We start from the raw sequence: 23,064 nt of genomic DNA, 5'->3' as shown, positions 1-23,064 counted from the left end.
CGTGAAAAGAAACACTAAAACTATTCTTATGATTGCTGTTGAATTAATCAGTTCGCAATTTTTAGTGAGCATCTATAAAATAGACCCCAGGGTTGCTGTTGAACGCATCTCCTTTTCTATTACTTAAGCTCTATTAGCCTGATCTGGTTACCATTTAACACATATATACGCCCGAAAATATCTGCGGCTACGTCAGTTGGCATTGTAAATGAAGCTGAAGCGCCCGGGCCGTTAGCCGACCCAAACTCGCCGCTGCCTGCAAACGTAGTTACCACACCTTGCGGGGTCACCTTGCGTATCTTATTATTGTTACGATCCGCCACGTATATATTACCGGAGGCATCTAAGCCCAAACCAATTGGAGTATCAAATGAGGCTACAGAACCCTTGCCGTCCGCTGCACCCTTGGCGCCGCTTCCTGCAAGCGTGCTTACCACCCCTCCCCGGTTAATCTTACGGATCAGGTTATTATGGGTATCTGCCACATATACGTTACCTATGATGTCCACTGCTACATCATATGGCGAGTTAAATGAGGCTGTAGTACCTTTGCCATCGGCCGCACCGGTAGCGCCGCTGCCTGCAAAGGTTGTTACTACGCCTTCCGGGTTTATCTTCCGGATCAGGTTATTAGTGAGATCTGCCACGTATAAATTACCCGCGGCATCTAAGGCCACTCCTCTTGGATTATAAAATTTAGCTGTAGCGCCCGGGCCATCGGCAAATCCCTGAACACCGGTGCCTGCAAAGGTTGTCACCAGGCCCTCCCGGCTTACCTTACGGATTCTGTTGTTATGACTATCGGCCACATAGACAGTGCCTGAAGCATCCAGCGCTATGCCAGCCGGATACCAAAACAAATTACCCCGGCCATCCATGTCAACCTTGTCGTTGCCGACAAGGGTTGTTACCACAGCCTTCGGGCTTATCTTACGGATCAAGCCGGTCCACTCATCTGTCACGTATAAATTACCGGCAAAATCTACTGTAACAGCCGTTGGCGTGTAAAATGAAGCCAAAGTGCCTACACCATCTAATGAACCCACCAGTCCGCTTCCGGCAAACGTACTTACTGTTACCGTGGTTGGTTTATGGAAGTCTTTAAAATCTTTAATACATGAGGTATTGCCTAAAAGGAAGGCTAATCCTAAAATAAAAGTTATTTGAGTTTTCATGATATTGTGATTTAAATAAAAGATAACCTATTTAAATACAAACTTAAATAGGCACAGGAAAGGCTGAAATGACAGTCGTTACCAAATGCAGTGATCCTTGTTACTATTCAGAAAGCTGGATTGATTTCCCATTTCTGGGTAAGCATTCTTTTTTATTTGATGAGGGCGTTAGAATTTCCCTGACAGCAAGTGTCCGGGACGTACGTTGTCGCTTTTAAATAGGATAGTGGAGATTCAAAAATATCTTTACAGCGCAGTTTAGCCGTTCCATAAATTTGGAGGTCAATGAAATTAATTTATAGTTTGATGGATTTGCCACCCGTTGCAGTTGGCTTCAGCCAACGGATATAAGCATCAACAGGTTTCGGCTTTAGCCAAATTTTCGCTATGCTTTCGCTTTTTTTCACTCAGCCCTACCTCGCTGCTGCTACCTCATTGGTAAGCTTCACAAAATCTTCCACGCTCAAACGCTCTGCCCTCAGGTCGAGCGTAGGGTTTTCCGTCATTTTTTCTTTGTTGATGAGGGATGATATGGCATTGCGCAGTGTTTTGCGGCGTTGATTAAAACCAGCTTTAACTATCAGCCAAAATAGTTTTTCATCGCAGCCCAGTCCTTCGGCACTGTTACGGGTAAGGCGGATCACGGCGGATAGCACTTTTGGCGGTGGATTAAAAACGCCGGCCTTTACGGTAAATAAATATTCCACTTTATAATATGCCTGCAAAAATACGCTCAGGATGCCGTATTCCTTACTGCCGGGTTTGGATGCGCAGCGTTCTGCTACTTCTTTCTGGAACATGCCAACCACCTCAATTACCTGCTGGCGGTTATCAAGCACTTTAAACAGTATCTGCGACGATATGTTATAGGGGAAATTGCCAATAATAGCCAGCGGACCATCAACTATGGTTTTAAAATCCATCTCCAGAAAATCGGCATTGAAAAGGCGCGCACCCAATTGCGGGTATCTCTTTTTCAGGTAATGGAATGATTCTGTGTCGATATCAATCATCGATACCTCATACTCCGGTTTCTGCAATAAAAAATCCGACAGGATGCCCATCCCCGGACCAACTTCAAGCACGTGCTTGTACCTATCATCTGGTTTAAGGCTGTCAACAATTTTAGCTGCTATGTTTTTATCAGTAAGAAAGTGTTGCCCTAAATGTTTTTTTGCCCTTACCAACGTCATTATTAATCAAATATTTGAGCAAATTACGTCATATTTGTGCTTTAATCAGGAACAAATCTTTTATTTGTAGCTTGAAGGAGTATTAAGTAGTTAGTATCAAGTATCAAGACAGGGAGAAAAGGTGAGTGCAGATGGATGAATAGTGAGTGGTTGGATAAGGCAAAAACTCTGAAAATCTGTTGATCTGATGAATGGCAAATGTGAAAATAAACAACTTGTGAAAAATCCAGGTTCAGCCAATAGCGTTAGGGATTGAAGTGGATACCGTCCGCCAGCTGGCGGATAAAGGCCTTGAGCAGTATGAACGTAAAGCCCGCCCGCAGGGAACGCCCCGGAAAGAGTGAAGAATCAAGGGGGGTTTTGGATTAAACAATAAGGAAATAAGAAAAAAATAAGCCTGAACGTAATTTTAGGTAAACCAATATAAATTAATCACGGTTATCATCAGTGAAATCACCCGAAATACAATCGGTGAAATCCCTCAATAACCGGTGAAATCATAAATAAGAAAATGAGCGATAAAATAAAAGTAGGTATCAGTATAGGTGATGTGAATGGTATAGGTTTAGAGATTATTATAAAAACCCTGGCCGATAGTAAAATTTATGATTATTGTACACCCATTGTTTATGGCCATACCAAAGTGGCGTCATTCCACCGCCGCGCTACAAGTGTGAGCGAACTTAATTTTCATGTTATAAATGATCCGTCGCAGGTTCAGCATAAAAAACCAAACATGATCAATTGCTGGGAAGAGGATGTAAAGATTGAACCCGGCGTAGTATCAGAAGCGGGTGGCAAGTATGCTTTTAAATCATTGGAGCGCGCAGTTTATGATTTAAAAGAAGGTTATATTGATGCCCTGGTTACGGCGCCTATTAATAAAGATAATATCCAGAGCGATCAGTTTAATTTTCCGGGTCATACAGAATATTTACAGGAACGCGATGGCGCTGCCGAATCATTGATGTTTTTGGTGAGCGATACCTTGCGTGTTGGCGTGGTTACCGGTCATATCCCTATCTCAAAGGTATCTGAAAGCATCACCGGCGATAAAATTGGGGCTAAGCTTAAGTTGATGAACCACAGCCTTCAAAATGATTTCTGGATTCGGAAACCTAAGATTGCGGTCCTGGGGCTAAACCCGCATGCCAGCGATAATGGCCTTATTGGTAATGAAGAAAAGGATACCATTATACCTGCCATTGAAGAAGCCCGTAATAATGATATACTGGCCTTTGGTCCATACTCTGCCGATGGCTTTTTTGCCAACGGAACTTATTTGCAGTTTGATGCTGTACTGGCTATGTATCATGACCAGGGGCTGATACCTTTTAAACAAATTGCGTTTGAAACCGGTGTTAACTTTACTGCAGGATTAAACTTTGTACGCACGTCACCAGATCATGGAACCGCGTATGATATTGCAGGCAAAAATATGGCATCAGAGATCTCTTTTCGCGAGGCATTATTTACGGCTATACATATTGTAAAACACCGCAAAGAAACGCTGGAGCTGAACGAAAACCCACTTGTATTTACCAAGCTAAGCCGCGACAGAGACTAAAAAACGGTCAGGTAACTATAATGTTTCAATTTAATTGCCGTTAAGTTAAAACATTTGCTTTGTTAATGCACTTACTCCCATAATGAATAATTTCACGGACAGGATACGATCTATTGATGCCCTTCGTGCTGTTACCATGTTGCTCATGATATTTGTGAATGACCTTGACGGCATCCCGGGCACACCACAATGGCTTAAACATGTTGCAGAAAACGCCGACGGGTTGGGACTTGCCGATACAATTTTTCCTGCGTTTTTATTTATTGTAGGCTTATCCATTCCTTTCGCGTTTCAAAACAGGTTAAAAAGTGGCAACTATAAAATACTATCCCGTATAGCAAGCCGCTCATTTGCGTTGGTATTTATTGGGTTTTTTCATGCCAATATGGAAACCTATAATGAACATACCACCATACTGCCCAAACCTGTATGGGAAAGCCTGGTAACTTTCAGCTTCTTTTTTATTTTTTTAGATTACGGTAAAGAAACCAGCAATCTTAAGCGTTACCTGCTCCAGGGCGTAGGTGTGGTGTTACTGATAACCATGTCTGTACTCTACAAAACCAGCGATCCCGGGCATACCTGGCTGCACTTTACATGGTGGGGTATATTGGGGCTTATTGGCTGGGCTTACCTTTTGTGTGCACTAATCTATTACTATTCTGGCGGGCATTTATGGATCCAGGCTGCCGCATGGATCTTCTTCATGTTTTTTAACATGGATGTTCATTTTGGGTTTCTTAACTTTTTGGCCCCGGTGCAAAAATACGTATGGATAGCTGGCAATGGCGCCATGCAGGCCTTTACCATGGCGGGGGTGTTTGTTTCGGTGCTGTACATGCGTCTTAAGGCCAATAACGAGCTTAAGATGTTGGGGACGGCACTTTTCCTCATGGCTATTATACTGTTCAACATGGGCTTTATTGTGCGCTATTTTAGCGGTGGCATTTCAAAAGCACGGGATACCCCTTCCTGGGTACTGATATGTACCGGGATAAGCCTCATTGTATACGCTATATTTATTTATGTGGTTGATTTTAAGCATAAGTATAAATGGTTCAAGATAATTGAACCCGCGGGCACCAATACTTTTACCTGCTATATAGTGCCGTTTTTGTTTTACCCTATGTATGAAATGAGCAACATAGGCTATCCCGAATACCTGAGCCAGGGCACCGGGGGGCTTATTAAATGCATTGTGTTTGCATTTGCAATGGTTTGGTTAACGGGGCTGCTTGATAAAATAAATATCAGGCTGAAGATATAGATTTTTGGAGGAGAAAAGGGAAAAGGTTAAAGGCGAAAGGTCAAAGGCAAAAGGTTTGGCTTCTTTCTCTTGATCATCCTTGCAATTATAATATATGATATTCGATTTGCAAGGTTAAAAATAATTCATGTAGCGGGAACCAGTCTCATTGTTTTGCCCCGCTTTTGCCAAACCTTTTGTTATGTGCTGTACTTTCGTTGGTAACGAAATGAATATAATTTATTGAGCAAAATACTATTGTTAGCTTTTACCAGGGGCCCGGTAACTGACAGATTTTTTAGATGCTGCGTCAATATCCGCTGCTGTAAGTAATACAGTGGTTGAAATCCTAACAAGGCCTGAACCATTAACTGCTAGCCCAACAGCCACTGCAGAAATATCATCAGGGAGTTCTACAATAACATACACATCTTCCTCCCCAAAGGCAAAATAAAATGACTCCACTTTACCTCCCATTCCTTCCAGCATTTTTTCAATGGCAGTTCTGCGTCCAGACCCGCCCTCTTGAATTAACCCCTTTGCTCCATCGGAGTTATAAGTTCCTTTAATCAAATACTTTTTCATGATTGTTATGTTTGAATTACCCTACTCTTATGGCTTTTCGGAAGCGCCCCGTTTTTAAAATGGTCTCTGGTCTCCATTTGTGTTGAGAAACAATGTTCGTTTAGAGAATGCTTGCAGTATAGCACATAACGTTCGGGGCTTACGAATGTGGGGGAAATAGAAATCCGTCGGCCCCGCTAACTAAAGTTAAAATTATAAATAAAAGTTGATGATATTCATAGTTAAATTAATAACATTCAGTATGTTATGTATGTAGATTGAAAAATAAAAGTTGAAACACGGCTTCCGTTCGCAGCTAACAAAATCATTAATGGCAAGGGGCGCTGGCAATTAAATTAAAAGCCCTAAATTACATGGTATAATTTTTACATCACATGAACCTTATCGCCAAAAACAAAATAGCCGATTATATTCGGCAGCATCCCGAAGCTCAAACCGCTTTTTTAATATGGCTCAAGGAACACCCCGACCGTGAGGCTAAAAGCATAGCCGATATGCTGGGAAGGCCGCACATGGAGCAGCTGTTTACGATCATGGCTGGGGTAGGCCGGGACGACTACCAGGTGGAATGCCGTACCAACTATCCGCTTAAAACTACTTATATTGTATGGGTAGGTTCAAGAAAAGAGCTGGAAGCTCGCGAGCAGGCTAAAATTAATAAAATGCATGCTGAAAACCCTGGTTTGCAAACTGAGGTAAGAGTGAAAATAACAGAGGTGGTGCTTATTCCTCCGCCTCCGTTCCCTTTCAATGGGACCCCCACAAGCAAAACTGTTCAACAAGTAATAGTCCGGACGGTTAAGGAACCAATACCTATTGTTGAAGCGCCTTATATTGAAAGTGATAATGATTTTAAAACAGCAGCCGAATATGAAGAAGCTTTAGCCCGGGCGATAGCGGTTTTTGAGTCGGAGCCGGGCACGCCTGAGTTTGATGAACTTGACAAATTGATCCCTTTGATAGCGCACTATGAGCAAAGTAAACTCGGGCTACCGGAGTTAAAAATGCTGGATGTTGTGAAGTATAAGATGGAAATGTTGGAAATTACGCCGCAAAGCCTGCCTCATTTTGTTGGCACCCCAGAAGAAATAGATTTATTCCTGGCTGGAAAGCAATCCTTACCTGACGAAAAATTCGACCGGTTATGTAATCTTCTCTGGATAAAATTTAGAATTTAGCTATGATTTGGACACTTCAGCATCTAAAACAATGCGATGATTACCGGCATCGTTGTAATACCCTTTTACCCTTCACCTTTCGCCTTTTACCTCTTGAATCTTCCGCCTTTTAGCTTTTTCAAAAAACACTTTCCACTTATGGTATTTTTCCCTACATTTGCGGGCTAATTGTTGCTCATTGAAATCGCTTAGAACATATTCGATTCCTTTTACGGGACTTAAGCTGGGGAAACACCAGTTTGAATTTGCTGTTGACGACGCTTTTTTTAACGAATTTGAATATTCACTGGTTAAAAAGGCTAACTTGCAGTGCTCTGTAGATTTGGACAAACAGGAAACAATGATCATCCTGAATTTTGTGATCAAAGGTACCGTTGATGCAAACTGCGACAGGTGTTTGGCCCAATATCCACAAGTGTTGGATATTACCGAACAGCAGATTGCCAAGTTTAGCGAGGAGCCTATTGATGAAGATGATGAGATCATCACCCTTAGTAAAAATGATCATGAGATCAATATCGCAGGGTTGATTTATGAATACATTAACGTTGCCATGCCATTTATATCGGTGTGTAACGATGAGGGTAACACTTCATATTGTGATACAGAAATGCTTGAAAAGTTGAAAAACCTTTCAGGAAACGAAGAACAAACCGAGCATACAGACCCACGGTGGGATGTACTCAAGAAAATAAATAAATAATAAATATAACAGGATCATGCCACATCCAAAACGTAAAATATCCAAATCAAGAAGAGATAAGCGCAGAACACATTACAAAGCTGTAGCGCCATCATTAACTACCTGTCAAACTACAGGTGCAATCCACTTGCCGCACAGAGCTTATACTGTTGATGGTAACCTTTACTATAACGGTAAAGTACTTATTGAGAAAGCAGCAGTAGCATAAGTTTAATTTTCTGAAAATGAAGATTGGCTTAGATATTATGGGCGGTGATTTTGCTCCCAAAGCAACTGTTTTAGGAGCAATCGAAGCTTATAAGGCTTTATCTGCTGACCAAAAACTGGTACTTATTGGAGATAAAGAAGTAGCTGCTACTATTCTTCAGGAAAATAATGTTAGCCCCGATCATTTCGAGTTTGTTCATACAACCGAAGTGATTGGCATGGGCGAACATCCCACAAAAGCTATTGTTCAAAAACCAAATTCGAGCATTTCGGTTGGTTTTCAATTGCTTAAAGAGGGTAAAATTCAGGCTTTCTCGTCGGCGGGGAATACTGGTGCTATGCTGGTTGGCGCTATGTTTAGCGTTAAAACCATTCCAGGTGTAGTACGCCCTGCAATGACAACTATTGTACCCAAGCTTAAAGGAGGTTTGGGTATTTTGTTGGATGTAGGTGCCAATGCCGATTGCAAACCCGAAGTTTTATTGCAATTTGGCGTATTGGGCAGTTTATTTGCCCAGGCGGTATACAATATTGATAATCCGCGTGTAGCGCTTATGAATATTGGTGAAGAGGAAGAGAAGGGAAATATCCTTTCCCAGGCCACTTATCCGTTAATGAAAGAAACCAAGCTGTTTAATTTTGTTGGTAATGTTGAAGGCCGCGACCTGTTTAGCGAAGGGGCCGATGTTTTTGTATGCGATGGTTTTACAGGTAATGTAATACTAAAGCTTGCCGAAACTTTTTACGTTATTACGCAAAAAAAACAATTTAAGGATGAGTTTTTTGATAGGTTTAACTATGAACAATATGGTGGCAGCCCCATCCTGGGTGTAAATGCCCCTGTTGTTGTTGGCCACGGGATATCAACCCCGGAGGCTATTAAAAACATGGTGCTTTTATCAAAAAACATGGTTGAGAGCTGCCTGGTTGATAAAATAAAACAAGCTTTTCAGTAAAAATATAAAGATGAGTAAAATTCATGCCGCTATTACTGCTGTACATGGTTACGTGCCCGACTATGTGTTAACCAACCAGGAACTGGAAACATTGGTTGATACTAATGACGAGTGGATTGTTAGCCGTACAGGCATTAAGGAGCGCCGTATATTAAAGGGCGAAGGTTTGGGTACATCTGATCTGGCAGTACCCGCCGTGCAGGCGTTGTTAAAAAAACGCGGCATCGGTGCCGAGGAAATCGACCTTATCATTTTTTGCACCACTACTCCCGATTATGTTTTCCCGGCTACAGCCAATATTTTAGCTAATAAAATAGGCGCTAAAAATGCCTGGGGATATGATCTTTCTGCCGCATGCTCCGGCTTTATATTTGGCCTTGCAACGGGTTCGCAGTTTATCGAAAGCGGAAAGCATAAAAAAGTATTGGTAGTTGGCGGCGATAAAATGTCATCAATAACCAATTACCAGGATCGTGCTACCTGCATTATTTTTGGCGACGGCTGCGGTGCAGTTTTGCTTGAACCTAATGACGAAGGTAACGGGATCATGGATTCCATATTAAAAAGCGATGGCTCCGGTGTTGCTTACCTGCACCAAAAAGCAGGCGGCTCTATAAAACCTGCATCACATGAAACTGTTGATGCCCGTGAGCACTATGCTTACCAGGAAGGTCAGGCTGTTTTTAAATTTGCTGTTACTAATATGGCCGATGTGGCTCATGAAGTAATGGAACGCAATAACCTGACTGCCGATGATGTTGCATGGCTGGTGCCACACCAGGCCAACAAGCGCATTATTGATGCTACCGCAAGGCGCACTGGCTTAAGCGATGATAAAGTGATCATCAACATTGAACGTTACGGCAATACCACAAACGGTACCATCCCATTATGCTTATGGGAGTGGGAAAGTAAATTTAAAAAAGGTGATACCCTTATATTGGCTGCCTTTGGCGGTGGCTTTACATGGGGCAGCATCTATTTAAGGTGGGCGTATTAAATGTGCAAATTTCAGATGCGCTTAGGTGCAGATGAAAAAAAATGTGCAGATTTCAGATTTCAAATGTGCAGATGAAAAAAGGGAAGATGCACATGTCAAAAATTTAAAACATCTGCCTGTTATTAAACGTTAATAATACCTAATTGATAAATAATTAAACAAATTTATACATCTGTATTTGCACATCTGTAATCTGCACATTTGCATACATTTGTATAACTTAGATATAACTTTGTCCCCAACCAATTAATCCCAACTATGGATATTAAACAAATTCAGGACCTTATTCGCTTTGTGTCAAAATCGGGCGTAAACGAAGTGTCAATTGAGCAGAAAGATTTCAAGATCACGATTAAAACCAACGAGACTCAGCCGCAACTTATTCATGCCAGCATCCCGGCGCAAACTGCACCTGCATTGGTAGCTGCCCCGGTTGCAGCCGAGCCAGTGGCACCGGCAGCACCAGTTGGTCCGGATACATCTAAGTATCTTACTATCAAATCGCCAATGATCGGTACTTTTTACCGTTCTGCAAGTCCTGATAAGCCATTGTTTGTAAATGTTGGCGATGAAATTAAAACCGGAAGTGTGGTTTGTATCATTGAAGCCATGAAGCTTTTTAATGAGATCGAATCAGAAATATCCGGCCGTATTGTAAAAGTACTTGTTGATAATTCATCACCTGTAGAGTACGACCAGCCTTTATTTTTAGTAGAACCTATATAACGATGTGCAGATGTGCAGATTTCAGATGTGCAAATGATTTTTAATTCATTTGCACATTTGTGGTTTACATATTCTAACATCATTCATTAGTATTTTTCATCTGCATATTTGCACATTTGTAATTTGCACATCAAAGAAATCATGTTTAAAAAAATATTAATAGCTAACCGGGGCGAAATCGCCTTGCGAATTATCCGTACCTGTAAAGAGATGGGTATTAAAACCGTAGCTGTTTATTCAACTGCCGACCGCGATAGCCTTCATGTACGTTTTGCTGATGAAGCTGTTTGTATAGGCCCCCCACCAAGCCGCGATTCTTACTTAAGTATTCCTAATATCATTTCGGCTGCCGAGCTTACCAACGCGGATGCGATACATCCGGGTTATGGTTTCCTGTCAGAAAATGCAAAATTCTCGGCCATTTGTGCCGATTATGGAATTAAATTCATTGGAGCTACTGCCGATCAGATCAACTCGATGGGCGATAAGGCTTCGGCAAAAGAAACCATGAAAAAGGCAGGCGTACCAATTGTACCTGGTTCTGATGGTTTACTTTCTGATATTAAATCGGGCATAGCGATAGCCAATAAAATTGGTTATCCGGTTATATTAAAGGCAACTGCCGGTGGTGGTGGCCGTGGTATGCGTATTGTTTGGAAAGATGAGGAGTTTGAGAATGCCTGGGACTCTGCCCGTGCAGAATCTGGCGCTGCCTTTGGTAACGATGGCTTGTATCTTGAAAAATATGTTCAGGATCCGCGCCACATCGAGATCCAGGTAGTGGGCGATCAGTATGGTAAAGTATGCCACTTGTCTGAGCGCGACTGCTCTATCCAGCGCCGTCACCAAAAGCTGGTTGAGGAATCTCCATCACCATTTATGACCGAAAAGCTTCGGAAAAAAATGGGCGAAGCTGCTATTAAAGGCGCGAAAGCCGTAAAATACGAAGGAGCGGGTACCGTAGAGTTTTTGGTTGATAAAGACCGTAATTTCTACTTCATGGAAATGAATACCCGGATCCAGGTAGAGCACCCGGTAACCGAAGAAGTGATCAACTTTGACCTGATCAAAGAACAGATCAAAGTAGCTTCGGGTATCCCTATCTCCGGTAAAAATTACGAGCCAACAATGCATGCCATTGAGTGTCGTATCAACGCCGAAGATCCTTACAATAATTTCCGCCCTTCACCGGGTAAAATAACCAATTTTCACTCACCCGGTGGTCATGGTGTGCGTATTGATACCCATGTGTATACTGGGTATGTGATACCGCCAAACTATGATTCCATGATAGCAAAAGTAATTTGCTGTGCCCAAACCCGTGATGAGGCTTTATGTACCATGGAGCGCGCTTTAAGCGAATTTGTTATTGAAGGGGTAAAAACAACGATACCTTTTCACCTGAAATTATTGCAGGATCCAAACTTCCGCGCGGGTAACTTTACTACTAAATTTATGGAAACGTTTGAAATGTAATTTAAATTCAAACTATCTTCATATAATAAAACGTACTTAGCACAATAGCGTTTATACAGCGGTATTAAATATACAATGAGCGACAATAAATTAATTAAAGCCATAAAAGATAAAGGTAAAACGATGGAGGCAGAAATGTCTTTCTTCGATCACATTGAAGCTTTAAGATGGCATTTGATACGGGCTTCTATAGCCATTGTAGTATTTACCAGTGTTGTGTTTTATTATTACGACTGGATATTTTACAACGTGATCATGGGGCCAAGCAGGCCCACGTTTTGGACTTACAGAATGCTTTGCGCGTTGGGCGATGCCTTGCACCGCCCCGGCTTTTGTATTGATAAGATCAATATCCAGCTGCTTAATACCGAAATGGCCGGGCAGTTTACTTTGCAGATCAACTCTTCGTTATTGATAGGCATCACTTTGGGCTTCCCTTATTTGTTGTTTGAGCTATGGCGTTTTATTCGCCCGGCCCTGCATGAAAAGGAGCGTAAGGCGGCATCGGGCTTTGTATTTTATGCAACAGGCCTTTTCCTTTTGGGAGTAATGTTTGGTTACTACGTGATCACACCCGAGTCGATCAACTTCCTGGCGGGCTATACGGTAAGTCCTGATATTCATAACTTTTTTGATGTCGATTCTTACCTGTCATCTGTAGCCACATTAACACTGGCAACAGGTATCGTGTTTGAATTGCCTATTTTGGTTTATGTATTATCAAGCCTTGGTATACTTACAGCTAAGTTTATGCGCGATACAAGGCGCTATGCCATAGTTGCCATTTTGATTGTAGCAGCCGTTGTAACTCCAACCCCCGATATGATGACCATGACCGTGGTAAGTATCCCCTTATTTATTTTGTATGAGGTAGGTATCCTGGTATCGGCAGTGGTTGAAAAAAGAAAACTGAAAAGAGCTGAGGCCGATGGCTTCTAAAAAATGTGCAGATTTCAGATTTCAAATGTGCAGATGAAGAAGTGATCTGTTTTTAGATAACCAGATATTAAAAAAACTTATTGGCAGCCCCATCGTTTATTAGCGGTGGGGCTTTTTTTATTGAGCCACAATTTGCACATTTGAGTGATACAACCCTTGATTTAATTAGTGTACACATATGCGGCTCTTCATCTGCATATCTGCACATTTGAAATCTGCACATCTAATAAATTACATGACCAATCTCCCCCCTTTAGCCGAACGGATGCGCCCAAAATCACTCAATGATTATGTAGGGCAAAAACATTTGGTGGGACCGGGTGCCGTATTGCGCAAGGCTATTGAATCCGGATCGTTGCCATCCATGTTATTTTGGGGCCCACCGGGAGTGGGTAAAACTACGCTGGCCTATATTATTTCGCAATCATTATTTCGTCCCTTCTTTTCGCTTAGTGCAATAAACTCGGGGGTGAAAGATGTGCGCGAAGTGATTGAAAAGGCCTCCATATTAAAGAAGCAAGGCGAAATACTCCCCATATTGTTTATTGATGAAATTCATCGTTTCTCTAAATCTCAGCAGGACTCGCTATTGGGCGCCGTTGAGCGGGGGATAGTTACGCTGATAGGTGCAACTACAGAAAATCCATCCTTCGAGGTAATTTCGGCTTTGTTATCACGATGCCAGGTATACATCTTGAAACCCCTGGAAGAAGAGGATCTGCTGAACTTGCTGGATAAAGCCATGGCGGATGATGAAGTGCTTAAAGAAAAACACATCAATATCAAAGACCACGAAGCGCTGCTCCGTTTGTCTGGCGGCGACGCCCGTAAACTGCTTAACATCTTCGAGCTGTTGGTAAACGCCTTTGATAGCCCGGATATAGTTTTAACCGATGAGGTAGTGCTGGAACACGTACAGCAAAACATGGCGCTGTATGATAAAACCGGCGAGCAGCATTATGATATTATTTCGGCCTTTATCAAATCTATGCGCGGCAGCGACCCCAATGGGGCGGTTTACTGGCTGGCCCGCATGATAATTGGAGGCGAAGATCCTTTGTTTATTGCCCGCCGTATGCTCATCCTGGCGTCTGAAGATATTGGGAACGCCAATCCCAATGCCCTTTTACTGGCGCAAAGTTGTTTTGAAGCGGTGAATAAGATTGGTATGCCCGAGTCGCAACTGATATTGTCGCAAACCGCCATCTACCTGGCAACATCAGCCAAAAGTAATTCGGCAACAACTGCTATTGGTGCGGCAATGGCATTGGTACGCCAAACCGGCGACTTGCCAGTTCCTCTGCATTTACGCAACGCACCTACCAAATTCATGAAAAATATAGGCTACGGTAAAGACTATAAATATGCCCACAGCTATGAGGGCAATTTTACCGACCTTGATTTTTTGCCGGATGCCATCAGGGGTACAAAAATTTACCAGCCAGGTAACAATTCTAAAGAAAACGAATCAAAAGAGAAGTTGAAGAAACTTTGGGGCGATAGGTATAAATATTGAAGAAGAGAGTCAAGAGTTAAGAATCAAGAATCAGGATAGGAAATTGGTAAAATCCAGAGTATCAGAAGAAGAAATGACGTTTTGAAAGGTTTGTCATCCTGAACGCAGTGAAGGATCTATTCGCAGACTTTGCAGGGCGAAGAAGCATGGCGGATAGATCCTTCACTGCGTTCAGGATGACAAAAAGGTTTTTTGCAAACACATCCTACCTCGTAGTGACGAGACAATAAGCTCTACTTAATCAATCTTGATTCCTGACTCTTATTTCTTGATTCTGTTTCCTATCTTCAACAAAACATATCTTATCTATAAAACATGGTATCTACCTTTTTCGGTCATGAGTTAAAAGCTTTCTGGCGATCAAAAAATACGGGTAAAAGCATTGCTATACGCGTAGTAATGGGCATTTTAATTCTTTACCTGTTTTTAAATGTACTTGCTATAGGTATCTTTTTAGATAAAATGCTTGAGGCAATGTTTCCTAACGAAGATCTGGTTAAGGCTTTCTGTGGCATCATACTCATTTATTTCCTGTTCGATCTGCTGACGCGGCTGCAGTTGCAGGAGTTACCTACCCTTAGGGTTCAGCCGTATTTACATCTGCCTATAAAAAGAGATTCTTTGGTGCGCTACCTGGCATTAACTGCGGCTCTGTCGGTATTTAATTTGTGGCCTTTCATATTGTTTTGCCATTTGTGTTCAAGATAGTTGCCCACGATTCGGGCAGCCTGGTTGCATTGAGCTTTGTTGTGGCTATTGCCGGGCTCACGGTGTTTAACAACTACCTGGCATTGTACATTAAAAGACGATCGAACCTGAATGGCTGGGTGTTTTTGATTTCCGCCGCCGTTTTAGGCCTGATCATCGCCTGCGATTTCAAATGGCACCTGTTTTCGTTCCGCGATATTTCATACGCTTTTTTCGGGCATTTAATTACTATGCCGGTGTTGGCCTTGCTGCCTTTTGTGCTGGCTCTTGTAATGTATTACTTTAACTTTTATTATTTAAAGCAAAACCTTTACCTGGAAGAGCTTACCGCCCACAAAATAAAATCATACAAAAGCAGTACAGATATACCATTCCTGGCCCGGTTTGGCAGCGTTGGCGATTTGGCGGCCAACGAGATTAAACTTATTCTGCGCAATAAACGCCCACGATCGACCCTGATTATGGGATTGTTTTTTATGTTTTATGGGCTCATATTTTATACCAACAACCATTACGGCCAAAGCTGGTACATTTTTGTAGGGATGTTCATGACGGGTATATTCATCATTAATTACGGTCAGTTTATGTTTAGCTGGCAGGCATCACACTTTGATGGCATATTGGTGAGCAAAATTAACTTTATAGATTTTTTAAAGGCTAAGTATTTGCTGTTTACCATAGTATCAACCGTAGCCTTCTTTTTAACAACACCTTACATTTATTTTGGATGGAAGAGATTACTGGTGCATTTTGTAATGTACCTGTGGAATATCGGCGTTAATACCACAATAGTATTGTTTTTTGCCAATCGTAACGCTAAGCGCATCGATCTTTCAAAAGGGGCGTCATTTAATTGGGAAGGTGTTGGTGCTACACAGATGCTCTTGTCGTTGCCGCTTATATTAACACCTTACATTATTTACATTCCTTTTTCATTATTTAATCAGGACAACATAGGGTTATTAGTATTGGCGTTAACAGGCATAATATTTATACTAACCCGCAACTTTTGGCTGAAAAAGCTGGAAGAGGATTTTATGCAAAAAAGATATCAAATAGCCGAAGGCTTCAGAAATAAATAATCATGATTGAAATAAAGAACCTTAAAAAAATATACAACGGCATTACGGTAGTAGATGTGCCGCACCTGGTGATCAATAAGGGCGAAAGCGTAGGCCTGGTTGGTAATAATGGCGCGGGTAAAACTACACTGTTCCGCATGATCCTTGATCTGATACGCCCGGAAACCGGAGAGGTATTGTCAAATGGTGAAGTTGTAGCCGGTCATGAAAACTGGAAAACCTACACCGCATCATACCTGGATGAGGGTTTCCTGATAGATTATCTTACGCCAGAGGAATACCTGTATTTTATCGGCGGTCTGCATCAGCAAAGTAAAGCCGTGGTAGATGATACTTTAGCAGGATTGGGTGATTTTTTTAACGAAGAAATACTAAAAAAAGGCAAATACATCCGCGACCTATCCAAAGGGAATCAATGCAAGGTGGGCGTGGCATCGTGCCTGCTGCAAAATCCGCAGTTGTTGATGCTGGATGAGCCCTTTGCCAATATTGACCCCAGCACGCAGTTTAGGCTTAAAAATATGCTGAAGGATGCAAATAAAAATAAGGGGATTACCAATATAGTATCCAGCCATGATCTTAACCACATCACCGATATTTGCGACCGGATCCTGTTGATGGAAAAAGGGGTGATCATTAAGGATATCGCTACCAGTTCATCAACCTTAAAAGAGCTGGAAGATTATTTTGGAGTGGGGCAAAGAATAGAAGAGCCAGTGCCCTTTGTTTTAAAGATTGATGAGGAAGAGAATCATTAGGAGGGGCTTTCTTGTAGAGACGCATATTTGCGTCTCCCGCATGCAAATCACACGCGTGAAAAATTTATTGGCCCTGTAAAGCGGGAGACGCAAATATGCGTCTCTACAAAAAGAGAAATTGAATTAAACACATAGTTATGAAAAAGATTATCCTGTTCATCTTTATCCTGTTTGCATCATTCAAAACCTTTGCCCAGCAAACCGATCAGGATGCTGTAAAGCAAACCATCAATACTATGTTTGATGCTATGCGCAAAGGAGATAGCACATTGCTGCGGTCAACATTTCATAAAAATATCGTTTTCGAGGGCATCTCTAATAAAAAAGACGGAACCGTTGCATTGGATATTGATAACCCCAATGATTTTATTAAATCGGTTGGCACACCACACAAAGAGATCTACGACGAGCAGATCTCTTTTGGTGATATTAAAATTGATGGCGACATGGCCAGCATTTGGGCTCCTTACAAATTTTATTTGGGCAAAACCTTTAGCCATTGCGGGGTTGATGTATTTACACTAATGCGTACACCCGCCGGCTGGAAGATTATTTATGTAGTTGATACCCGCCGTAAAGGTAATTGCCCGTAGTAACTACAGCGCCCCCAGTTTCACCATCCCGTAAAATAGACCGGCACAGTGCATAGCCTGTACAACTTTATTTTCCAGGAGTAATTGTTTCACTTCGGGGATGGTGTATTCTTCTACGATTAGCTCCTCGTGCTCATCCAATGATTGTCCCTGCACTTTTTTGCCGCCCTTAGCCAGGTAGGTAAAAGTTTGATTATTGGCAGTTGATGGATTGCCGTACACGGTACAAAGCAATTCAAAATCATCAAACTGGTAACCGGTTTCTTCCAGTAACTCGCGGCGCAGTCCTTCAACCGGAGATTCATCACCATCAATAACCCCGCCCGGTATTTCGAGTGATATGATGCCTGCTGCATGGCGGTATTGTTTTACCATGAGCACCATATTATCTTCGGTAATGGCAACTGCGTTAACCCAGTTGCTGTATTCTAAAACATAGTAATCGTCAACAATTTTGCCGCTGGGCATTTCGCAGCGATCAATACGCAGTGTTGCCCATGGACCTTTGTGTATATATTCAGAAGAAAGCAGTTTCCAGGTAAGATTTTTACTCATAGTTGTTTTTTATAAATTGATAGATGGCGTTTTGCTTGTTAATATTTTCAAATGATGAGCTATGATGCTTTTTCTCCAGCCATTCAAAAATCATTAATGTTTTTTGTAGTGAAGCTAAAGTTTCGGGCGAGGGGGTAAATGGCTCGGTAAGCATGTATAGTAATTGCGCCAAAGCGTCCAGCTTATCGGCTTTATAATTTCCTTTTAATAGTAAAAGTTCAAAATCTTCGGTAGTTAACGCTAATAAATCATCCAGCTTAATATTAAACTCATTTTGCAGCATGGTATCTGCGAGCTTTATAAATTCATCCGGTTTTGCCTGTTCTTTGAAACCCGCAATACGAGCCATCATGAGTGAAATTTTCTCCAGCTCATTTAAAATAAAGTCTTTATACATTCAAAGGATAATTTGGGCTGGCCATCACTAATTCAACACTAATTAATTATTGGCTGTAAATAATTCGCTAACTCAGCAATTCACTAATTCGGTAATTCACTAAATAAAACTACCAGCTGCCGCTTGAACCGCCGCCGCCACCGCTACCACCGCCGAAGCCGCCAAAACCACCGCCGCCGCCACCTCCGCCAGAGAAACCTCCCCAGTCAGATCCGCTGCTGCGGCCGCTGCCACCAAGCAGGTTACCGGCCAGAAACCACCAGAAGGGACTTGCGCCACCCCTGCGGCCAATAATCTGGCGACCACCACCACCGCCACGGTTGCGGAATACCAATATCAGGATAACTACTATTATAATAATAACAATAAATGCGCTGCCACCAACACTTTTGCCCTGTTCTTCTTTTGGTTCAGCTTTGTATTCCCCTTTCATGTACTTAATGAGGCTATTGGTAGCAGCATCAAGCCCGCCGTAATAATCATCCTGCTTAAAGTGCGGTTTCATATCCTTTTGGATAATCTCCTGCGTAATTATATCCGGTACCGCACCTTCGGCGCCATAACCGGTTTGGATGCTCATTTTGCGATCGCTCATGGCAACCAGCACTAAAATGCCGTTATTTTTCTTTTTTTCGCCGATACCCCATTTGCGCAATAGTTGTACACCATAGGCATTAATATCATAGTTACCGGTTGATTTCATTATTACTACGGCTATCTGCGTAGAGGTAGAATCATTAAAGGCAACCAGTTTATCTTCCAGTTTTTGTTTTTCAGCTGCCGATAAGGTATTGGTATAATCGGTAACCAGCGTATTAGATCGCTCAGGAAGTTCCTGGGCAAACGCCACGGCGGTGCAAAGTACCAGGCTAAAAAATATGATGAGTTTTTTAAACATGTGTTTCTTTTGGTTATTCGCCATCCATAAAAGCAATATCATCGGGGAGTTCGTTAATGTCGCCTGCATGATGAGGGAAATATTTTTGCAATTGCTCGCCTGCTATTTTTAGGCCGGTAACAATGCCTTCAACAATATCACCATATTTAAAATGCTTAAGCATATCCTCCTTGGTTTCATCCCAAAAATTGGGGGGGACAACCTTGTTTATGCCGGCATCGCCAATAATGGCAAACTTACGGTCAACAGTAGCTACGTATACAAGCACCCCATGACGAAGGGCTGTTTTATGCATATTAAGCTGATAGAAATATTTTGCTGCGCGATCAAGCACATCTTCACTGCACTTTTTTTCAATACAAACCCGTATTTCACCGGTACTGCGATTCTCGGCTTCCTCAATGGCCTTGCGTATCCGCTGCTGTTCTTCTTCGTTAAATACTGCCATTTTTTAATTCGTGATTGAGTGAATGGGTGAGTGTTTTAGTTAATGAACGGAAGAGTGAAGTTTTTCTGCTGGTGAAATCACCCATTCACTAACCCGCTAATTCACTAATTAGTTAAAACTGAACCTTAGGGGCTTTTTCTGATCCAGGCTCGGCAGTAAAATATCCTTTTTCGGAAAAGCCAAACATTTTCGCGGTGATATTAGCCGGGAATGATCTGATCTTGGTATTGAACTCCTGTACTGCTGTATTAAAATCCTGGCGAGAAACCTGTATGCGGTTCTCTGTACCCTCTATCTGTGCCTGTAAGCCCAAAAAGTTTTCGTTGGTTTTCAGGGTGGGATAGTTTTCTGTAATAGATAATAACTTGCCCAAAGCCGTACTCAATTCTCCCTGTGCAGCCTGGAATGCTTTTATCGATTCTGGAGTTAATTTAGTAGGATCAACCTGTACCGATGTAGCTTTGGCGCGGGCCTCAACAACGGCGGTAAGTGTGCTTTTTTCAAAGTTGGCGGCACCTTTAACAGTGTTCACCAAATTTGGTATCAGATCGCTGCGGCGTTGATATTGGCTTTGTACGGCGGCCCATTGAGTTTTTACATTTTCATCGAGCTTAACCATACTGTTGTAGCTGCATGAACTTAGGGACATGGCAACCGCAACCACTAATATTACTGATAGTAGCTTTTTCATTGATATTTTGTTTTTTAGATGTGTTTCAGTTAGATAGCAAAACGCATACCGATGTTACAAAAGGTAGGGTTTAATGACATTATGTCAAGGTACAGTTTTTATTACTGTTATGGAAACATTTAAGTGTTATGCCCTATATTTGAGCTCTTAAAACGTTTTATCAATTGATACGGTTGATAACAATGAAGAAGATATTTTACGTTCTTTTAGCTATTATTGCTTTAGATGCGCAGGCGCAAACCCTCCCGTCCGAAAACCTGGTCCAATATGTACACCCGATCATCGGCACGCAGCGGATGGGACACGTTTACCCGGGCGCGACGGTACCCTTCGGGATGGTACAACTGAGTCCCGAAACCGATACGGCAGGCTACGAGCTGAACGGCAAATACAACCCCGATGTATACAAATACTGCGCAGGCTACCAGTATGACGATAAAACAATTGTAGGCTTCAGTCATACCCATTTCAGCGGCACCGGCCACTCCGACCTCGGCGACTTTTTAATTATGCCGACCGTAGGCCAATTAAAACTCAACCCCGGCACAGCCGATAAACCGGGCAGCGGCTACCGCTCCGGCTTTTCGCACCAGAACGAAGTAAGCCAGGCCAATTACTATAAAGTAAAGCTGGATGAAAGCAATATCATAGCTGAGATGACTACCACGACAAGGGTAGGCTTTCACCAATACACCTTTCCCAAGTCAGACCAGTCGCATATCGTCCTGGACCTGATGGCGGGCATCTATAACTACCCCGATAAAAACGTGTGGACCTACCTGCGGGTACTGAATGACAGCACGGTGATGGGCTACCGCCAAACCAATGGCTGGGCCCGCACCCGGACCCTGTACTTCGCGATGAGCTTTAATAAAGCCTTTTTTAAACACGGCTACAAAAAATACGATAAACGGGAAGTGTACGGCGGTTTCTGGGGTAAGTTCAACCAAACCAAAAACTTCCCCGAGATAGCCGGCAAACAGCTCCGGGCTTACTTCGATTTCAAAACCGAAGCAGGGGAGAAAATCAAAATCAAGTTCGCGCTGTCGCCGGTAAGCATGGCCGGGGCGCTGAACAACATGCAGACCGAAATCCGGGCTGGGACTTTGAGCAGGTAAAGGCGGATGGCCAGCAGCTTTGGGAAACCGAACTGCATAAAATCGAGATCCAGGGTAACCGGGAGATCAAAGAAAACTTTTATACCTCCATGTACCATACCATGATCAACCCGACCATGTATATGGATGCCGACGGACAGTACAAAGGCATAGACCAGAACATACACAAAGCCGAAGGCTTTACCAACTATACCACCTTTTCGCTTTGGGATACCTATAGGGCCCTGCACCCGCTGTTCAACATCATCGAGCCCCAAAGGAATGCCGATATGATCCAAAGCATGCTGGCCCATTATGACCAGAGCCCGGAACATATGCTGCCCATCTGGTCCAACTCGGGTAACGAGAACTGGTGTATGAGCGGCTACCATAGCGTAGCGGTCATCGCCGACGCGGTGGTCAAAGGCAATGTGCACTTTGACGCGAACAAGGCGCTGGATGCCTGCGTGGCTACAGCCAAACACCGGGACTATGAAGGCATCGGCGAGTACATGGATAAAGGCTATATCCCCGATGAAAAAAGCGGGGTATCGGTATCCTCCACGCTGGAATATGCCTTTGACGACTGGGCCATCGCCCAGCTGGCCAAAAAGCTGAACCGGATGGAGATCTACAATGAATTCATCAAACGCTCGGAAAACTATAAGAACGTATACGATAAAGCCGTGGGCTTCATGCGCCCCAAACTGAATAACGGCACTTTCCGGAAAACATTCGATCCGCTGAGCACGATCAATGAAGGCTTCATCGAGGGCAACAGCTGGAACTATACGCTTTTTGCCCCGCAGGACCCCAAGGCATTGATTGAGTTAATGGGCGGCAACAAAAGATTCACCACCTACCTGGATTCCCTGTTCACGATGAACCTGCCGGATAAATACTTTGCCGAGACAGAAGACATCACCCGGGATGGCATCATCGGCAACTATGTACATGGCAACGAACCATCGCACCATAGCCTATTTGTATAACTGGACCCACGAACCCTGGAAAACCCAGGAACGGATCAGGATGATCCTGCCAAGGATGTACAAACCCACCCCGGACGGACTGGGCGGGAATGACGACACCGGGCAGATGAGCGCCTGGTATATCTTCAGCACACTGGGCTTTTACCCGGTAGCCCCAGGTTCAGACCAATACTCCACGGGCAGCCCGGCGGTAAACGGCGCAACGATCAACCTGGACAATGGCAAAAAGTTCATTATCAACGTAAAAAACCAAAGTCCGAAGAATGTTTATGTGCAAAAGATGGTATTGAACGGCAAAACGCTGGATAGCCTGTTCATCAGCCATGCCCAGATCATGAACGGTGGCGAGATCACGATCATGAACGGTGGCGAGATCAC

The 23,064-nt window shown here is 42.9% G+C and carries 21 protein-coding genes and 2 pseudogenes; 15 read left to right on the top strand and 8 right to left on the bottom strand.

What is annotated here, in order from left to right; genetic code table 11:
• Window positions 1-119: 119 nt before the first annotated feature.
• Together AC1D0K_RS15450 and rsmA are read right to left on the bottom strand one after the other, a co-directional pair.
• On the bottom strand, window positions 120-1,175 hold the full coding sequence (locus tag AC1D0K_RS15450; RefSeq protein ID WP_477394570.1) for an NHL repeat-containing protein: 1,056 nt from the start codon (window positions 1,173-1,175) through the stop codon (window positions 120-122).
• A gap of 413 nt (window positions 1,176-1,588) precedes the next feature.
• The gene (rsmA, locus tag AC1D0K_RS15445) at window positions 1,589-2,368 is read right to left on the bottom strand and encodes a 16S rRNA (adenine(1518)-N(6)/adenine(1519)-N(6))-dimethyltransferase RsmA (protein ID WP_477394572.1); all 780 of its coding nucleotides are present in this window, start codon (window positions 2,366-2,368) and stop codon (window positions 1,589-1,591) included.
• A gap of 511 nt (window positions 2,369-2,879) precedes the next feature.
• Between rsmA and pdxA the strand changes: the two genes are divergently transcribed.
• Together pdxA and AC1D0K_RS15435 are read left to right on the top strand one after the other, a co-directional pair.
• On the top strand, window positions 2,880-3,935 hold the full coding sequence (gene pdxA / locus AC1D0K_RS15440; RefSeq protein ID WP_477394574.1) for a 4-hydroxythreonine-4-phosphate dehydrogenase PdxA: 1,056 nt from the start codon (window positions 2,880-2,882) through the stop codon (window positions 3,933-3,935).
• 82 nt (window positions 3,936-4,017) lie between these two features.
• Window positions 4,018-5,202, top strand: coding sequence for a heparan-alpha-glucosaminide N-acetyltransferase domain-containing protein (locus tag AC1D0K_RS15435; protein WP_477394576.1), 1,185 nt, complete (start codon window positions 4,018-4,020; stop codon window positions 5,200-5,202).
• 240 nt (window positions 5,203-5,442) lie between these two features.
• On the opposite strand, the gene AC1D0K_RS15430 is transcribed toward AC1D0K_RS15435, so the two are convergent.
• Complete coding sequence (locus AC1D0K_RS15430; RefSeq protein WP_477394578.1) at window positions 5,443-5,766, bottom strand: GYD domain-containing protein; 324 nt, start codon at window positions 5,764-5,766, stop codon at window positions 5,443-5,445.
• A 374-nt stretch (window positions 5,767-6,140) separates the two neighbouring features.
• Between AC1D0K_RS15430 and AC1D0K_RS15425 the strand changes: the two genes are divergently transcribed.
• The 12 genes and pseudogenes from AC1D0K_RS15425 (at window position 6,141) to AC1D0K_RS15370 (ending at window position 17,608) form a co-directional block, all read left to right on the top strand.
• Window positions 6,141-6,944 carry a hypothetical protein gene (locus AC1D0K_RS15425; RefSeq protein WP_477394580.1) on the top strand — a complete coding sequence of 268 codons (804 nt, stop codon included), beginning with the start codon at window positions 6,141-6,143 and terminating at the stop codon, window positions 6,942-6,944.
• A 178-nt stretch (window positions 6,945-7,122) separates the two neighbouring features.
• Window positions 7,123-7,647 (top strand): YceD family protein, encoded by a 525-nt coding sequence (locus AC1D0K_RS15420; protein ID WP_295716422.1) that lies wholly within the window; start codon window positions 7,123-7,125, stop codon window positions 7,645-7,647.
• A gap of 16 nt (window positions 7,648-7,663) precedes the next feature.
• Window positions 7,664-7,855, top strand: coding sequence for a 50S ribosomal protein L32 (gene rpmF, locus AC1D0K_RS15415; protein WP_295716420.1), 192 nt, complete (start codon window positions 7,664-7,666; stop codon window positions 7,853-7,855).
• Between the two features lie 16 nt (window positions 7,856-7,871).
• Entirely contained in the window at window positions 7,872-8,810 is a 939-nt protein-coding gene (gene plsX, locus AC1D0K_RS15410; protein WP_477394582.1) for a phosphate acyltransferase PlsX, read from the top strand.
• A gap of 10 nt (window positions 8,811-8,820) precedes the next feature.
• A complete protein-coding gene (locus AC1D0K_RS15405) occupies window positions 8,821-9,810 on the top strand; it encodes a beta-ketoacyl-ACP synthase III (protein WP_295716415.1) in 990 nt (329 codons plus the stop codon).
• A 258-nt stretch (window positions 9,811-10,068) separates the two neighbouring features.
• Window positions 10,069-10,536, top strand: a complete 468-nt coding sequence (gene accB, locus AC1D0K_RS15400; protein ID WP_295716413.1) for an acetyl-CoA carboxylase biotin carboxyl carrier protein — start codon at window positions 10,069-10,071, stop codon at window positions 10,534-10,536.
• Between the two features lie 141 nt (window positions 10,537-10,677).
• Window positions 10,678-12,012: an acetyl-CoA carboxylase biotin carboxylase subunit gene (gene accC / locus AC1D0K_RS15395; protein ID WP_477394584.1), complete on the top strand. Its 1,335-nt coding sequence runs from the start codon at window positions 10,678-10,680 to the stop codon at window positions 12,010-12,012.
• A gap of 75 nt (window positions 12,013-12,087) precedes the next feature.
• Complete coding sequence (tatC, locus tag AC1D0K_RS15390; RefSeq protein WP_477394586.1) at window positions 12,088-12,951, top strand: twin-arginine translocase subunit TatC; 864 nt, start codon at window positions 12,088-12,090, stop codon at window positions 12,949-12,951.
• 235 nt (window positions 12,952-13,186) lie between these two features.
• Window positions 13,187-14,467 carry a replication-associated recombination protein A gene (locus AC1D0K_RS15385; RefSeq protein ID WP_477394588.1) on the top strand — a complete coding sequence of 427 codons (1,281 nt, stop codon included), beginning with the start codon at window positions 13,187-13,189 and terminating at the stop codon, window positions 14,465-14,467.
• Window positions 14,468-14,782: 315 nt separating this feature from the next.
• A pseudogene (locus tag AC1D0K_RS15380) lies at window positions 14,783-16,257 on the top strand (DUF5687 family protein).
• 2 nt (window positions 16,258-16,259) lie between these two features.
• On the top strand, window positions 16,260-17,015 hold the full coding sequence (locus AC1D0K_RS15375) for an ABC transporter ATP-binding protein (RefSeq protein WP_477394590.1): 756 nt from the start codon (window positions 16,260-16,262) through the stop codon (window positions 17,013-17,015).
• A 137-nt stretch (window positions 17,016-17,152) separates the two neighbouring features.
• Window positions 17,153-17,608: a nuclear transport factor 2 family protein gene (locus tag AC1D0K_RS15370; protein ID WP_477394592.1), complete on the top strand. Its 456-nt coding sequence runs from the start codon at window positions 17,153-17,155 to the stop codon at window positions 17,606-17,608.
• 3 nt (window positions 17,609-17,611) lie between these two features.
• On the opposite strand, the gene AC1D0K_RS15365 is transcribed toward AC1D0K_RS15370, so the two are convergent.
• The 5 genes from AC1D0K_RS15365 to AC1D0K_RS15345 all read right to left on the bottom strand — a co-directional run bounded on the left by AC1D0K_RS15365 (window position 17,612) and on the right by AC1D0K_RS15345 (window position 20,597).
• Window positions 17,612-18,163, bottom strand: coding sequence for an NUDIX hydrolase (locus AC1D0K_RS15365; RefSeq protein ID WP_295716404.1), 552 nt, complete (start codon window positions 18,161-18,163; stop codon window positions 17,612-17,614).
• The gene (locus AC1D0K_RS15360; RefSeq protein ID WP_477394594.1) at window positions 18,156-18,560 is read right to left on the bottom strand and encodes a hypothetical protein; all 405 of its coding nucleotides are present in this window, start codon (window positions 18,558-18,560) and stop codon (window positions 18,156-18,158) included. The genes AC1D0K_RS15365 and AC1D0K_RS15360 overlap by 8 nt, the downstream gene beginning before the upstream one ends.
• A 109-nt stretch (window positions 18,561-18,669) precedes the next feature.
• Entirely contained in the window at window positions 18,670-19,458 is a 789-nt protein-coding gene (locus AC1D0K_RS15355; protein WP_477394596.1) for a TPM domain-containing protein, read from the bottom strand.
• Between the two features lie 13 nt (window positions 19,459-19,471).
• Window positions 19,472-19,906, bottom strand: a complete 435-nt coding sequence (locus AC1D0K_RS15350; RefSeq protein WP_295716401.1) for a TPM domain-containing protein — start codon at window positions 19,904-19,906, stop codon at window positions 19,472-19,474.
• 112 nt (window positions 19,907-20,018) lie between these two features.
• Entirely contained in the window at window positions 20,019-20,597 is a 579-nt protein-coding gene (locus tag AC1D0K_RS15345; RefSeq protein WP_295716400.1) for a LemA family protein, read from the bottom strand.
• Between the two features lie 182 nt (window positions 20,598-20,779).
• Here AC1D0K_RS15345 and AC1D0K_RS15340 point away from each other — a divergent pair.
• Window positions 20,780-23,064: pseudogene (locus tag AC1D0K_RS15340) on the top strand (GH92 family glycosyl hydrolase); the annotation flags it as partial.

This window comes from Mucilaginibacter sp. P1_A3, from assembly GCF_056406855.1.
The sequence above is the reverse complement of the archived record's forward strand: the minus strand, read 5'-3'. Positions and strand labels throughout refer to the sequence as shown.

Coding starts and splice junctions, on each gene's coding strand:
- AC1D0K_RS15450 (WP_477394570.1), bottom strand. CDS start 1,175: ATGAAAACTCAAATAACTTTTATTTTAGGATTAGCCTTCCTTTTAGGC.
- rsmA (WP_477394572.1), bottom strand. CDS start 2,368: ATGACGTTGGTAAGGGCAAAAAAACATTTAGGGCAACACTTTCTTACT.
- pdxA (WP_477394574.1), top strand. CDS start 2,880: ATGAGCGATAAAATAAAAGTAGGTATCAGTATAGGTGATGTGAATGGT.
- AC1D0K_RS15435 (WP_477394576.1), top strand. CDS start 4,018: ATGAATAATTTCACGGACAGGATACGATCTATTGATGCCCTTCGTGCT.
- AC1D0K_RS15430 (WP_477394578.1), bottom strand. CDS start 5,766: ATGAAAAAGTATTTGATTAAAGGAACTTATAACTCCGATGGAGCAAAG.
- AC1D0K_RS15425 (WP_477394580.1), top strand. CDS start 6,141: ATGAACCTTATCGCCAAAAACAAAATAGCCGATTATATTCGGCAGCAT.
- rpmF (WP_295716420.1), top strand. CDS start 7,664: ATGCCACATCCAAAACGTAAAATATCCAAATCAAGAAGAGATAAGCGC.
- plsX (WP_477394582.1), top strand. CDS start 7,872: ATGAAGATTGGCTTAGATATTATGGGCGGTGATTTTGCTCCCAAAGCA.
- AC1D0K_RS15405 (WP_295716415.1), top strand. CDS start 8,821: ATGAGTAAAATTCATGCCGCTATTACTGCTGTACATGGTTACGTGCCC.
- accB (WP_295716413.1), top strand. CDS start 10,069: ATGGATATTAAACAAATTCAGGACCTTATTCGCTTTGTGTCAAAATCG.
- accC (WP_477394584.1), top strand. CDS start 10,678: ATGTTTAAAAAAATATTAATAGCTAACCGGGGCGAAATCGCCTTGCGA.
- tatC (WP_477394586.1), top strand. CDS start 12,088: ATGAGCGACAATAAATTAATTAAAGCCATAAAAGATAAAGGTAAAACG.
- AC1D0K_RS15385 (WP_477394588.1), top strand. CDS start 13,187: ATGACCAATCTCCCCCCTTTAGCCGAACGGATGCGCCCAAAATCACTC.
- AC1D0K_RS15375 (WP_477394590.1), top strand. CDS start 16,260: ATGATTGAAATAAAGAACCTTAAAAAAATATACAACGGCATTACGGTA.
- AC1D0K_RS15370 (WP_477394592.1), top strand. CDS start 17,153: ATGAAAAAGATTATCCTGTTCATCTTTATCCTGTTTGCATCATTCAAA.
- AC1D0K_RS15365 (WP_295716404.1), bottom strand. CDS start 18,163: ATGAGTAAAAATCTTACCTGGAAACTGCTTTCTTCTGAATATATACAC.
- AC1D0K_RS15360 (WP_477394594.1), bottom strand. CDS start 18,560: ATGTATAAAGACTTTATTTTAAATGAGCTGGAGAAAATTTCACTCATG.
- AC1D0K_RS15355 (WP_477394596.1), bottom strand. CDS start 19,458: ATGTTTAAAAAACTCATCATATTTTTTAGCCTGGTACTTTGCACCGCC.
- AC1D0K_RS15350 (WP_295716401.1), bottom strand. CDS start 19,906: ATGGCAGTATTTAACGAAGAAGAACAGCAGCGGATACGCAAGGCCATT.
- AC1D0K_RS15345 (WP_295716400.1), bottom strand. CDS start 20,597: ATGAAAAAGCTACTATCAGTAATATTAGTGGTTGCGGTTGCCATGTCC.